Annotated in this window: 10 protein-coding genes; 4 read left to right on the plus strand and 6 right to left on the minus strand. The window is 72.3% G+C overall.

Annotated elements, in window-relative coordinates; translation table 11 throughout:
• The first annotated feature begins 1 nt into the window (after window position 1).
• Window positions 2–760, plus strand: a complete 759-nt coding sequence (locus ACZ67M_RS02065) for a serine/threonine-protein kinase (RefSeq protein WP_469849219.1) — start codon at window positions 2–4, stop codon at window positions 758–760.
• Between the two features lie 71 nt (window positions 761–831).
• Here the strand turns inward: ACZ67M_RS02065 and ACZ67M_RS02070 are convergent, their stop codons facing one another.
• The 3 genes from ACZ67M_RS02070 to pepN all read right to left on the minus strand — a co-directional run bounded on the left by ACZ67M_RS02070 (window position 832) and on the right by pepN (window position 8,305).
• Window positions 832–4,128, minus strand: a complete 3,297-nt coding sequence (locus tag ACZ67M_RS02070; RefSeq protein WP_469849220.1) for a S8 family serine peptidase — start codon at window positions 4,126–4,128, stop codon at window positions 832–834.
• Window positions 4,129–4,426: 298 nt separating this feature from the next.
• A complete protein-coding gene (locus ACZ67M_RS02075) occupies window positions 4,427–5,491 on the minus strand; it encodes a hypothetical protein (RefSeq protein WP_361354643.1) in 1,065 nt (354 codons plus the stop codon).
• Window positions 5,492–5,713: 222 nt separating this feature from the next.
• Window positions 5,714–8,305: an aminopeptidase N gene (gene pepN / locus ACZ67M_RS02080; RefSeq protein WP_469849222.1), complete on the minus strand. Its 2,592-nt coding sequence runs from the start codon at window positions 8,303–8,305 to the stop codon at window positions 5,714–5,716.
• Between the two features lie 145 nt (window positions 8,306–8,450).
• Between pepN and ACZ67M_RS02085 the strand changes: the two genes are divergently transcribed.
• Window positions 8,451–9,089 carry a mycothiol-dependent nitroreductase Rv2466c family protein gene (locus ACZ67M_RS02085; RefSeq protein WP_392008466.1) on the plus strand — a complete coding sequence of 213 codons (639 nt, stop codon included), beginning with the start codon at window positions 8,451–8,453 and terminating at the stop codon, window positions 9,087–9,089.
• Here the strand turns inward: ACZ67M_RS02085 and ACZ67M_RS02090 are convergent.
• A complete protein-coding gene (locus ACZ67M_RS02090; protein ID WP_385800451.1) occupies window positions 9,076–9,303 on the minus strand; it encodes a hypothetical protein in 228 nt (75 codons plus the stop codon). The two genes, ACZ67M_RS02085 and ACZ67M_RS02090, sit on opposite strands and share 14 nt — an antisense overlap.
• Before the next feature lie 127 nt (window positions 9,304–9,430).
• On the opposite strand from ACZ67M_RS02090, the gene ACZ67M_RS02095 reads away from it, so the two are divergent.
• Window positions 9,431–10,216, plus strand: a complete 786-nt coding sequence (locus ACZ67M_RS02095; RefSeq protein WP_392008468.1) for an SAM-dependent methyltransferase — start codon at window positions 9,431–9,433, stop codon at window positions 10,214–10,216.
• Between the two features lie 127 nt (window positions 10,217–10,343).
• On the opposite strand, the gene ACZ67M_RS02100 is transcribed toward ACZ67M_RS02095, so the two are convergent.
• Complete coding sequence (locus tag ACZ67M_RS02100) at window positions 10,344–10,985, minus strand: superoxide dismutase (RefSeq protein ID WP_161328442.1); 642 nt, start codon at window positions 10,983–10,985, stop codon at window positions 10,344–10,346.
• A gap of 149 nt (window positions 10,986–11,134) precedes the next feature.
• Window positions 11,135–12,517: an amino acid permease gene (locus tag ACZ67M_RS02105; protein WP_361354657.1), complete on the minus strand. Its 1,383-nt coding sequence runs from the start codon at window positions 12,515–12,517 to the stop codon at window positions 11,135–11,137.
• A 326-nt stretch (window positions 12,518–12,843) separates the two neighbouring features.
• On the opposite strand from ACZ67M_RS02105, the gene ACZ67M_RS02110 reads away from it, so the two are divergent.
• On the plus strand, window positions 12,844–13,428 hold the full coding sequence (locus tag ACZ67M_RS02110; protein WP_469849225.1) for a biotin transporter BioY: 585 nt from the start codon (window positions 12,844–12,846) through the stop codon (window positions 13,426–13,428).
• Window positions 13,429–13,464: the final 36 nt, after the last annotated feature.

Genomic DNA, 13,464 nt, shown 5'->3' on the forward strand with positions numbered 1-13,464 from the left:
GATGGCCGCCGAGGAACACCCCGACGGGCACGCGGGGCACGACGGCGACACCGGCGGCGGGTACGACGCGCTCATGGCGGCCATCACCGGCGAGGCGCTGCCGCCGGGCGCGGACCCCGCGGAGCGGCGCGCGTACGGGTCCGCGGCAGCCGACGTGGCCCTGCTGCGGGAACAGCTGAGGCTCATCGGCACGGCGCTGAGCGGGCCGCCCCCCGTGCTGCGAGCCCCGGAGGCGCCCCCCGTCCGTCCGCGCCGGCGCTTCCTCGCCCCGGCCCTCGGCGCCCTCGCGGTGGCCTGCGCGGGCGCGCTCGTGGCGGGCCTCGGCTGGCTGGGGGCGCAGGGCGGGAGCGGCTCCTCCGACGACGCGGCCGGCAAGGGCGTGGCGAGCGACGAGGGGGCGGGCTCCGCGGCGTCCGGCGTCGCCTTCGGCAGCCCCCGCTACCTCGCCTGCGCCCGGCTGGTGGCCGAGGGCACGGTGACGGCCGCCGAACCCGTGCCGGGCACCGGGCGGCACCGGATCACCCTGGACGTCACCCGCGCCTACAAGGCGGACGGACCGGGGGAGCGGGACGCCGCACCGGTCACCTTCGTGCTGGGCGACGCCACCGCCCGGCTCGCCCCGGGCGACCAGGCGCTCATCGGCATCCCCCGGTACGGGGACACCCCGGACGTCGTGATCACGGGCAGCCGCGCCGTCGCCGCCGAACGCGCCGTGATCACGGCGTCCCTCGCCGAGTCCCGCACCCTGACCTGCGACTGACCGGCGGGACCGGGCAAGGGAAAGGGCGGGCACCCCCGAAGGAGCGCCCGCCCGTCACCCGCCGCACCGGACTACGGCACGACCTTCCCGATCCGCACGCTGCCCAGGCCCGCGGCCGTGCCGTGGGCGTTGACCAGCTGGACCCGGCCGAAGAACTCACGGCCCTCCGGGGCGGCGGCCAGCGCCGTCACCTGGGCGGTGACCGTCGCCGAGTCGCCCGTGCCGAGCTCGACCGGCGCCGCGCCGTCCACCGCGACCGAGCCGAGGGTCGCGGCGAAGAACACGTCCCGGTAGTCGTACTCCGTGCTGCCCGACGGCACCGAGTAGCCGGCGACCTCGACGGTGTACGTGCCGGCGGCCGGCTTCGCGACGGAGACGGACTCCTCGGAGTCGCCGTCGGCGGACTGGCCGACCACGGCACCGTCCGCGCCGTAGACCGTCAGGTCCAGGTCGGCGGCCGCGTCGGAGACCCCGCCGATGGCGACGTCCAGCGAGTCGGCGCCCTCGGGCACCTCGACCGTGGAGGTGGCCGTCCCGCCCTGCGCGATGGACGGGCGGGACGTCTCGGACGAGCCGAGCGGACCGCCGGTCAGCCTGCCCTCCAGCGGGGCGAAGCGGTTCGTCACCTTCCAGGAGACGGCGGCCGGGGTGCCGGCCTTCGCCTCGGGCACGGTCACGGTCTCCGGGTCGAAGACGGCGCCGAGGACGGTGACGTCCAGCTTGTACGGGTTGTCCAGCAGCGGCGAGGTGCGCCGCGACTCGACCTCGATCTCCCAGACGCCGGGCTGCGGGTCGGCGTACGCGCGCACGTCGGGCCGGCAGCCGTTGCCGTCGAGGTAGTTGTTGTAGCAGTACGGCGTGGAGGTGTTGTCGACCGGGACGCCGTACGGGTGGATGGCGATGAACCGGGTCTGGCTCCCGGCCTTCAGCCCGCTCATCGCCACCTCCAGCGACTTCGCGCCCTCGGGGACGGTCACGAAGTAGGACTTGGTGGCGTTGCGCTGCACGGAACCCTTGGCGGAGACGTCGTACTTCAGCGGGGCCGAGACCACGACCGTGGTCAGGACCTGCTTGTCGACGCCCTCGGTGCGCGGGTCGTCGACCTCCAGGATCGCGCTCTTGAGCCCGGCGGACCCGGGCCGCGCCTCGACCTTGACGGTCACCGGCTCGTTCAGCGGCAGCCGCACCTCGTCGGGTCCGACGATCCGGAAGGTGCGCCCGGCGTTGTTCTCGAACTCCAGCTCGTGCCGGACCGCCCGGTCGGAGCCGGTGGTGCGGGTGAGCGTGATCTCGTACGTCCTGCGCTCGCCGGCCTTCAGGCCGCCCTCGCGGTCGTAGAGGCCGGTGCCCTTGCCCGGGGTCTTCAGGAACTGGTCGATCGCGGTGTCGACCGGGGCCTGGACGGTGTACTCGTGGGCGGTGGCGCCCTCGCGGATCGCGCGCCAGGCGTCGGGGACGTTGATCAGGCCCGCGCCCTCCTCGTACGCCTGCACGCCGCTGATGTGGTCGGCGGTCGAGGTCAGCGCCGTGCGCAGCTTCGCCGGCGTGAGGTCGAGGCGCGCCTGCTTCGCGGCGGACAGCAGCAGCGCGGAGGCGCCGGCGGCCTGCGGCGAGGCCATCGAGGTGCCCTGGAGCATGCCGTAGCCGGCCGGCAGGGCGTAGCCCGCCTCCGGGACCGGGGCGCCGGGCATCCAGGTCTGGATGGTGTTGACCGCGGCGCCGGGCGCGGTCAGCGTCGGCGTGAAGCCGCCGTCCTCACGCGGGCCGCGCGAGGAGAACGGCATCATCGCGTACTTGGTGCGCACCTGGGAGCCGTAGTTGGCGGCCCAGGTCTCACGGGAGATGGACGCGCCGACGGAGATCACCTTGTCGGCGAGGCCGGGGTCGCCGATGGTGTTGGCGCCGGGGCCCGAGTTGCCCGCGGAGATGACGAGCTGGACGCCGTGGTCGTCGATGAGCCGCGTGTACAGCTCCGCGCGGGCGTTGTTGCCGTCGTTGAGCGCGGGCAGGCCGCCGATCGACATGTTGACGATGTCGACGCCGCGGTTGACGACGAGGTCGATCATGCCCTCGGTGAGCGCGACGTTGGTGCATCCGCCGCTCCAGGTGCAGGCGCGGGAGGAGACGATCTTCGCGCCGGGCGCGGCACCGTCCATCCGGCCGCCGAACAGGCCGTTGGCGGCGGTGAGTCCGGCGACGTGCGTGCCGTGCTCGGACTCGATGACGCCGATGTTGACGAAGTCGGCCTTGGCGCCGGAGGGGTTGTAGACGACGTCCTTGCGGATCTCGACGACGAACGGCTGGCGCTCGGCCACGTCCGTCTTCGGGTCGTCGGTGCCGAAGTACCCGATCTGGAAGCCGTCCTTGTAGGGCTTCATCGGGGTGTCGTCGGCGAAGTCGTGGTTGCCGTTCAGGTCGACGCGGACCGTGCCGGCCTTCGCGTCGTACAGGACGCCCCAGGAGTCGGTGGTGTCGCCGTCCCGGTTGGCGTCGCCGGCCGCGTCACCGCCGGTGGTGTAGGACTCCAGGAAGCTGCTGACCTGGTAGGAGCCCGCGGGAGCCGTCCAGGTCTTCCCGCCGTAGGTGAAGGTCGGCCCGGACACCGAGGTGGTCATCGGGCGCCAGGTGCGGTCGCCGTCGACGACCGGGTCGGTCGCGGTGACCCAGTCCACGATCTTGCGCTCGCCGGTGGTGGTCTTCTGCAGCGCGGGGTGCCCGAGGTCGACACCCGAGTCCAGGACGCCGATGGTGATGCCGCGGCCGTCCGCCTTCGGGTACTTCTCCACGAAGTCGACGGCGCCCGTCTCGAAGGACGGGTTGTACGGGTTCTCGGCGGGGGTGCGGCGGTCCGGCGCCGGGTAGGAACGGCCCTTGTGGTGCTCGGCGCCCTTCGCCCGGTCCGCGCTCGGCGTCGGGTCGTCCAGCGGTATCTCCTCGCGCAGGTCGATGCCGTGCACGGAGGAGAGCTTCGCGGCGGCGGCGATGGCCGAGTCCGCCTTGGCGGTGGGGACCGTGGCGCGGACGTAGCCCAGCTCGTCGTAGGTCCGGCCGACGGTGCCGCCGGGGACCGCGTCCAGCTCCCTTGCCACCCGCTCGGTGTCGCCCGGCGCGGTGGCGACCATCATCGTGACGTTCTTCTCGCCGTCCGCCTTCGCCTCGGCGAGCCGGTCCGCGTCGTCGGAACCGAGCTTGTCGTGCGCGGACTTGACGGAGGCGTCGGCGGGCGGAGCGGCCACCGGGCCGTCGGCGGCGAAGGCCGCGGGCACGGGCCCGGCCGCGGCGAGCGCGGCCACGAGGCCCGCGGCCACGGCTATGCGGGCCGCGCGTCTCGCGCCCGGTATCGGTTCGCGCTGGGGGGTGTGGGTCATCGGCATCCCTTGTAGGTAAAGGAACGTGCGTGCACGACCGGGGCAGACCGGCCCTGGCCGCGGCAGTCCGGAATCCGATCCCGGACGACCGCTCAGCTTTACCCAAGGGATCACTGTTTGGGGAGAGTTGTCCGGGACGGGAAGGAGTCATGGCGTACTTCCGCCATACGCCATCCGGGACACAAGGGGCGGGCCGTGACAATCCCCGGAGCCGGACCGGGGGTGGCGTGAGGAGGGGCCGCGGGCGTCGTGCCCCGCGGCCCCTCCTCTCCCCTCCTGGTGACCGCCCCGTCGTTCACTACTGGGGCAGCACCACGACATACGCGGCGGGTTCCCGGTCCCCCGCCGCCATCAACGCCGTACGGACGACGGTCGCCTGGTGCTCCAGCGAGTCCCGCAGTTTGCGCGGGGTGAGGTGCACGACCGTAATACCCAGCCGCTCCAAGTGCTCCCGCTTGCGCACGTGTTCGGCCCAGAGCGGGTCGTCCTCCCGCTGCCGGTGCGCGCGGGTGTCCAGCTCCAGCGCCACTGCCTGCTCCGGCCAGAAGGCGTCCACGCCGCCGAGGTGGGGGCCGCCGGGCATGCGCAGGTCGACGTTCCAGACCGGCTCCGGCAGGCCGTGCTCGCGCACCATCCGGTACAGGCGCTGCTCGGCCAGCGCCCGCCCCTCGGCGACCAGCGAGTCCACGGCGTCCACCACGTGCGGCCGGCTCAGCAGCCGCGCCCGGTTCAGCTCCCTCACCACCGCGGCCGGTTCGCAGTACCCGCCGCGCACCGCCTCCGTCAGCAGCCGCCGTACGGCCTCCGCGTCCGTCAGCTCCGCCACCGCGTCGGCCAGTGCCCGCGCCACCGGCGCCACCGGCACCCCGCCGACCTCCTCGGCGACGGGCAGCGCGGCCGTGCGGACGATGCGCGCGAACCCCGTGGTCCGCAGCCGGCGCAGCCGCGGCACCAGTACGTCGACGACCTCCAGGGACGGCAGCGGGGGAGCGGCCGAGAAACCGTGCAGCGCCAACGCGGCCAGCCCCGTGATCATCGCCTCCGCGTACGCGGGGACGGGCGGGTGCTCGCCGCCCGGCTGGACCGGTACGGCTGCGGTGACGCCCGGGACCGTGCCGGACGTGCGCTCCCGCGCCGCGTAGAGCAGCACCGCGTGCAGGCGCTCGTCGCCGGTCGGCGGGCCCGGGTGCAGCAGGACGACGTTCGGGAGCAGTTGCCGCCAGGGGCCGCCGGGCCGGCACTGTTCGCCGGTCTCGGCGGCGGAGACGCCGTGCGCCCGGAGCTGGGCGGCCGTCATCAGCCGGCGCCTGCCGTGCGCCAGGTCGTGCAGGGGGCGGGGGGAGAGCGGGGTGTTGTGCGTCATGACCGGGGGTTTCCCGCGCCCGATCCGTCCCTTAACCCCTGTTACACGCTCATCGCCGAACCCGGACAAGCCCGTCCTAAAGGACGGGTGTTCGGATGCCGAAAACCCCTGGTCCGCCGAGGTGCGGTCCAGGGGTTACGGCTGCTATTGACTGAATTCCGTAACGATGACGGAGCGCCCAATCATTGGCCAAAGATCGTCGTCGTCCGGGACACGTCCGGCCTAGCGGGCCGCCGCCGCGTCACACGCCTGCCCCCGCAGCGCACGCGACAGGTCGTCCCGCGCCTCGAGGACCAGCCTGCGCAGCGCCGGTGCCGCGTCCTCGTGTGCCGACAGCCACGCGTCCGTCGCGTCCAGCGTGTCCTGGGAGTCCATCAGGGACGGGAACAGGCCCCGGACCACGTCCATCCCGATCTGGATGGACCGCTCGGCCCACACCCGCTCGATCGCCGCGAAGTACTTCTCCGTGTACGGCGCGAGCAGCTCCCGCTGCGAGGACCGCTCGAAGCCCGCGATCGTCGCCTCCACCAGGGCGTTGGACAGCGCGTCCGACTCCACGACCTGCGCCCACGCCTGCGCCTTCACCGCCGCCGAAGGCCGGGCCGCCAGGCAGCGCACCTGGTGGCGCTTGCCGGAGGCCGTGTCGTCGCGGGCCAGCTCGGCGGCCAGCACCGCCTCGTCCGCCACGCCGTGCGCCGCGAGCGGGGCGAGGAACGCCCAGCGCAGCTCCTGGTCCATCTCCAGGCCGTTGATCTTCTCGGAGCCGTCCAGCAGCCCGCGCAGCAAGGACAGTTCGGCCTCCTCGGACGCCACCGCCGCGAAGAACCGCGCCCACGCCAGCTGCGGTTCGCCGCCCGGCGCCGCCTCCCGCAGCTCCCGCAGCGCGCCCTGGCCGAGCAGCCGGCCACCGGTCTCACGCCACTCGGGGGCCACGTAGTGCGTCAGCGCCGACTCGGCCCAGGCGTGCAGCATCTGGAGCACGCCGATGCCGGACTCGCGCCCCGCGAACCGCAGGACGAGACCGATGAAGTCCCGGGCCGGCAGCAGCGCGTCCCGCGTCATGTTCCACAGCGCCGACCAGCACAGGGCGCGGGCCAGCGGGTCGGTCAGCGAGCCCAGGTGCTCGCGCAGCGTCGCCAGCGAGGTGTCGTCGAATCGGGTCTTGCAGTACGTCAGGTCGTCGTCGTTGACCAGCACCAGCTCGGGCGCCTCGGCGCCGGCCAGCTCCGCGACGACCGTGCGCGGCCCGTCGACGTCCACCTCGGCGCGCGCGTACCGCTCCAGGGAGCCCTCGCCGGTACGGCGGTACAGGCCCACCGCCACCCGGTGCGGGCGCAGTTCGGGGTGGTCCGCCGGGGCAATCACAGCGGCCTCCTGCACCACCGCCAGCTCGTCGATCCGTCCCTCGGCGCTCAGCAGCACCTGCGGGGTGAGCGAGTTGACGCCCGCCGTCTGGAGCCAGGAGCGCGCCCAGGCCGCCATGTCCCGCCCGCTGGTCTCCTCAAGGACCGACAGCAGATCACTCAGCCGGGTGTTGCCGTACGCGTGCCGCTTGAAGTAGCGCCGCGCGCCCTCCAGGAACGCGTCCTGGCCGACGTACGCCACCAGCTGCTTCAGCGCGGAGGCGCCCTTGGCGTAGGTGATGCCGTCGAAGTTGAGCTTGGCGTCCTCCAGGTCACGGATGTCGGCCGTGACCGGGTGGGTGGAGGGCAGCTGGTCGGCGCGGTAGGCCCAGGCCTTGCGGCGGTTGGCGAAGGTGATCCAGGCGTCCTTGAAGCGGGTCGCGCCGACGTTCGCGAACGCGCCCATGAAGTCGGCGAAGGACTCCTTCAGCCACAGGTCGTCCCACCACTCCATGGTGACCAGGTCGCCGAACCACATGTGCGCCATCTCGTGCAGGATCGTGTTGGCGCGGCCCTCGTACGACGCCTGCGTCACCTTCCCGCGGAAGATGTACTCCTCGCGGAAGGTCACCAGGCCCGGGTTCTCCATCGCGCCGAGGTTGTACTCGGGCACGAACGCCTGGTCGTACTTCCCGAAGGGGTACGGGTAGTCGAAGTGGTCGTGGAAGAAGTCCAGGCCCTGCTTGGTGATCAGGAAGACGTCGTCGGCGTCGAAGTGCGGCGCCAGCCCCTTGCGGCACAGGGCGCCCAGCGGGATCTCCAGCCGTGTGCCGTCCTCCAGGGTCCGCTCGTAGGAGTCCGTCACGTAGTGGTACGGACCGGCCACGACACAGGTGATGTACGTCGAGATCGGCTTCGTCTCCGCGAACCGCCACACCCCGTCGACGCGCTCGCCCGCGCCGTTGCTCCACACCGTCCACTCCTCCGGCGCCCGCACCTCGAAGCGGAACGGTGCCTTCAGGTCCGGCTGCTCGAAGTTGGCGAAGACCCGGCGGGAGTCGGCCGGCTCGTACTGGGTGTACAGGTACACCTCGCCGTCCTCGGGGTCGACGAAGCGGTGCAGGCCCTCACCGGTGCGGGAGTAGGCGCACTGGGCGTCGACGACCAGCTCGTTGTCGGCGGCCAGGTCCTCCAGGGCGATCCGCGTGCCGTCGAAGACCTCGCTCGGGTCGAGGTCGCGGCCGTTGAGGGAGACGGCGGTGACGCTCGGGGCGACCAGGTCGGCGAAGCTGCTCGCGCCGGGTTCGTTGCAGCGGAACCGGAGCGTGGTGACGGAACGGAAGGTGCGGGGCCCCCCGCCCTGCGTGTCACCGACGGCCGAGCGCACGTCGAGGGACACCTCGTACCCGTCGACGGACAGCAGGGCGGCCCGCTCCCGGGCCTCGTCGCGGGACAGATTCTCACCGGGCACGGGTGGCACTCCCTCGGATGGTGTTCAGTATGCGGACAGCACCGATCCTGCCATGTGCCCCTGACGTGCGGCAGCCCGGGAATGGTGGGGTGTACGGCCGCGTTGCCCGTACAGAAGCCCGCTCGTGCGCCTCATGAGGAGAGACATGTCGGACAAGACTCCCGTCGACTTCTGGTTCGACCCCCTGTGCCCCTGGGCATGGATGACCTCCCGCTGGGTCCTGGAGGTGGAGAAGGTCCGGGACATCAAGGTCCGCTGGCACCTGATGAGCCTCGCCGTGCTCAACGAGGACAAGCTCGACGAGCTGCCCGACGAGTACCGCGAGATGCTGGAGGTCAAGGCCTGGGGCCCGGTCCGCGTGGTCATCGCGGCCCAGGAGGAGCACGGCGCCGAGGTGCTGGGCGACCTCTACACGGCCCTCGGCACCCGTATCCACAACCAGGAGGAGGGCCCGGGCCGCGAGACCGTCGCCGCCGCCCTGAAGGACGTCGGCCTGCCCGAGTCCCTCATGGACCACTGGGACGCCACGCCCTACGAGCCCCAGCTGCGCGCCTCCCACAAGGAGGGCATCGACATGGTCGGCCAGGAGGTCGGCACCCCGGTCATCGCCGTCCCCGGCGCCGACGGCGGCCAGCTCGCCTTCTTCGGCCCGGTCGTCACCCCGGCGCCCAAGGGCGAGGAGGCCGCCAGGCTGTGGGACGGCACCCTCGCGGTGGCCTCGGTCCCGGGCTTCTACGAGATCAAGCGCACCCGCACCAAGGGCCCGGACTTCAGCAACCTGTAGGCCGGAAGGAGTCCGGCAGATCGAACCCGGACTTCCAGTTGAAGTAGGACTGCACCCGCACACAGCCCTCGCGCGCACAGCGCCGGTAGATGCCCAGGTCGGCCCGGGACACCTGCGCGAGGGTGAGCGCGTACGCCCGCTCGGCCCCGTCGAGCGGGCGGAAGTCCTGGTCCGTGTCCCCGCAGTTGGGGCAGCGCCGGTTCGGAAGACTCATGCCGGACACTGTGGCCCGGAACAACTCGCACCGGGAAGCCTCCGCCCGGCGGCGGTCATCCGTTCCCGTCGGCTCCCCTCCCGTAGGAGCATGGGCACACCCACTCACTGGAGGCGAGCCCCATCCCATGACGGAGATCGACACCTCGGTGCCGCACTCGGCCCGGATCTGGAACTACTGGCTGGGCGGCAAGGACAACTACCCCGTGGACGAGGCGGCCGGCGACGCCTACACGGCCGTCTTCCCCGGCATCGTCACCATCGCCCGCAGCAGCCGGGCCTTCCTCGGCCGCGCCATCCGGTACCTGGTCCTGGAGGCCGGGGTGCGCCAGTTCCTGGACGTCGGCACCGGGCTGCCGACCGCCGACAACACCCACGAGGTCGCCCAGCGGCACGCCCCCGGGGCGCGGATCGTCTACGTCGACAACGACCCGCTGGTCCTCGCGCACGCCCGCGCCCTGCTCACCTCCACCCCCGAGGGCGTCACCGCCTACGAAGACCTGAGCCTGTACGAGCCGGAGCGCATCCTGGAGGCGGCCGGACGCACCCTCGACCCGACCCGCCCCACCGCCCTCATCCTCAGCGGCATCCTCGGTCACGTCGACGGCCACGACCGGGCCCGCGACCTGGTCCGCCGCCTGATGGCGGGCCTGCCCGCCGGCAGTTTCCTCTGCGTCAACGACGGCTCCCGCGGCACCGACCCGGCCTACGAGGCGGCCCAGGACGGCTACAACGAGACCGGCGCGGTCCCCTACTTCCTGCGTCCCGTCGAGCAGATCGAGGCCTACTTCGACGGCCTCGACCTGGTCGACCCGGGCGTGGTGTCGGTCCCGCTGTGGCGCCCGGACCCCGCCCCGGACGGAACGGCCCCGCAGCCGATCGGGCAGCACGGCGGGCTCGCCCGCAAGCCCTGACACCCCGCCCGGCACGCAGAAAGCCCCCGCGAGTCAGGTCCTCGCGGGGGCTTCCCTCATTCCGCCTGCCGCCGTGAAGGGTGAGAAGACGATCACGAGGCAGGACGACTCGGGGAGTCGGGCGGCGTCAGGGCGCCAGCAGCAGCACGTTCGTGCGGGCCTTGGCGGCCTCGTAGCGCTTGGCCACGTCCTGCCAGTTGACGACGGCCCACATGGCGTCGATGAAGTCGACCTTCTGGTTCTTGTACTGGAGGTAGAAGGCGTGCTCCCAGGCATCGAAGACCAGGATCGGCGTGGAGCCCTGGCCGACGTTGCCCTGGTGGTCGTAGACCTGCTCGACGATCAGGCGGCCGCTCAGCGGCTCGTACGCCAGCACACCCCAGCCGGAGCCCTGAGTGGTCGCGGCGGCCTTGGTGAGCTGCGCCTTGAAACCGGCGAAGGAACCGAACGACTCGGCGATCGCGTCGGCCAGGCCGCCCACGCCGTCCTTGTCCAGGGGCTCGCCGCCGCCGTCACCGGTCATGTTGTGCCAGTAGATGGAGTGCAGGATGTGCCCGGAGAGGTGGAAGGCGAGGTTCTTCTCCAGGCCGTTGATCGACCCCCACGACTCCTTGTCGCGCGCCTCGGCGAGCTGCTCCAGGGTGTCGTTGGCGCCCTTCACATAGGCCGCGTGGTGCTTGTCGTGGTGCAGCTCGATGATCTCCGGGCTGATCACGGGGGCCAGCGCGGAGTAGTCGTACGGCAGTTCAGGAAGCGTGTACACGGGCATGGCGGATCCCCTCCGACCTTCTTATTGCAAAAGGCTTGCAAGTGCACGCTAGCAGCAGGTTGTCGGGAGAGCGTGGACGGGCGGGCCGAACGAGCACGAAAGAGCCCCCGCACGCGTCCGTGCGGGGGCTCTCGGAGAGGCCGGGCGGGTCACACGCGAGCGCGCCGCCGCTGCCAGGCGTAGCCGACGGCCGCCAGGACCAGCGTCATCCCGCCCGTCGAGTACAGCTGCACCCGGGTGTCCGGCTCGCGGGCCATCAGGACGAAGACCGCGGCCATGCCCGCCAGCGCCACCCATGTCAGCCACGGGAAGCCCCACATGCGCACGACCAGCTTCTCCGGGGCCTCGCGCTCCAGGCGGCGGCGCAGCCGCAGCTGGGCGACGGCGATGAAGATCCAGACGACCAGGATGACCGCACCGATCATGTTCAGCAGCCAGGAGAAGACGTCGTCCGGCCGCCAGTAGCTGAGCAGCACGCAGCCGAAGCCGAAGAGGGAGGAGACCAGCACCGCGATCCGCGGCACCCCGCCCGACACCCGGCCCAGCACCTTCGGGCCCTGGCCGCGCTCGACCAGCGAGTAGCCGATCCGCGAGGCGCCGTAGATGTTGGCGTTCATCGCGCTCAGCAGCGCGACCAGCACGACGACGTTCATGAGCTGGCCGGCGCCCGGGATGCCCAGCTCGTCGAGGGCGGCGACGTACGGGCCCTTCTCGACCACCTCGGGGGAGTCCCAGGGGACCAGGGTGACGATGACCGCCATCGAGCCGATGTAGAAGAGCGCGATCCGCCACATCGCCGTCCGCACGGCGCTCGCCACGCCCTTCACCGGGTTCTCCGACTCGGCCGCCGCGATGGTCACCGTCTCCAGGCCGCCGTAGGCGAAGACCGAGGCGAGCAGGCCGATGATCAGGCCGTTGCCGCCGTTGGGCATGAAGTCGCCGAGGTGCGAGGTGCCGGGGGCGTCGGTGCCCGGCAGGACGCCGGCGATCGCCAGCACGCCCAGCACCAGGAAGAGCGAGATCGCGCCGACCTTGAGGGCGGCGAACCAGAACTCGAACTCTCCGAAGTTCTTCACCGCGGCCAGGTTCGTCCCGCAGAACACCACCATGAACAGCGCCACCCACGCCCACTCGGGCGTGCCCGGCAGCCAGCCGTGCACGATCTGCGCCGCGCCGATGCCCTCCAGGCCGACGGCCGTGCAGAGCAGCACCCAGAACGCCCAGCCCGCGGTGAACCCGGCCCAGGGGCCGATCGCCCGTTCGGCGTGCGCGGAGAAGGAGCCCGAGGACGGGTAGGCGGCGGACATCTCGCCCAGCATCCGCATCACCAGCATCACGAGGAGGCCGGAGAGGGTGTAGGCGACGACGATCGAGGGTCCGGCGGCGGCGATACCGGCCCCGGAGCCGACGAACAGCCCGGCGCCGATCACGCCGCCGAGGGCGATCATCGACAGGTGGCGCTGCTTGAGGCCGTGGGAGAGGGCGGTGTCGTCCGACCGCGGCGGTGCCTCGGTGGTGGTGCTGTTGGACATGGAGCGGCTCGTCCGATGCGTGGGGGAGGGGCAGGGCAAAAACGCCCACAGTCTCCGGGGTCGCGCCGGTGGGCGACAGCGGCTGCCCACGATACGGACGATGCCGATACGGAACGTGGTCGTCCGAATGCGGAATTCCGCTTGTCGTGACGCCCGCCTCACCCGCTCCGTGACCGGTGTCACCCGGGAGCGGGTGTATCCCGCGCGTTTGTCGGGAGCCCACCAAGCCGCCGATCGAGCCTTTGTCGAGCGCTGCTGGTGATCGGCCCGGCCCGCTGGGATAGCGTCACGCTGTCCCGACATGTCCACACCACCGCGGAGTCCCCATGAGCACCGCCGCCGTCCCCACCACCCGTTCCGGGCAGGTCCTCGCCGACCTCATCCCCTCCTCCCGCGTCCGGGACGTAGCGCTCGTGGTCGGCGGCGCCGTCCTCACCGGCGTGGCCGCCCAGATCGCGGTACCCGTGCCCGGCTCCCCGGTGCCGGTGACCGGACAGACCTTCGCGGCGCTGCTCGTCGGCACCGCGCTCGGCGCGCGCCGCGGCCTGCTCTCGCTCGCGCTCTACGCGCTGGTCGGCATGGCCGGCATGCCGTGGTTCGCGGAGGGCGGCTCCGGCACCGCGGCCCCGTCCCTCGGCTATGTCTTCGGCATGCTGCTCGCCGCCACGGTGGTGGGCGCCCTGGCCCGCCGCGGCGCCGACCGCTCAGTGCTGCGCATGGCCGGCACGATGCTGCTCGGCGAGGCGATCATCTACGCCGTCGGCGTGCCGTACCTGGCCCTGGCCGCGGACATGTCCCTCACCGCCGCGATCGCGGCCGGCCTCACCCCGTTCCTGATCGGCGACGCGCTGAAGGCCGCCCTGGCGATGGGCGTCCTGCCCACCGTGTGGAAGCTGGCCGACAAGCGGTAGAGCCGCGCCGGCGCATGAAGGAGGCCCGCCCGGTCG

This window comes from Streptomyces sp. NPDC107500 (genome assembly GCF_055582785.1).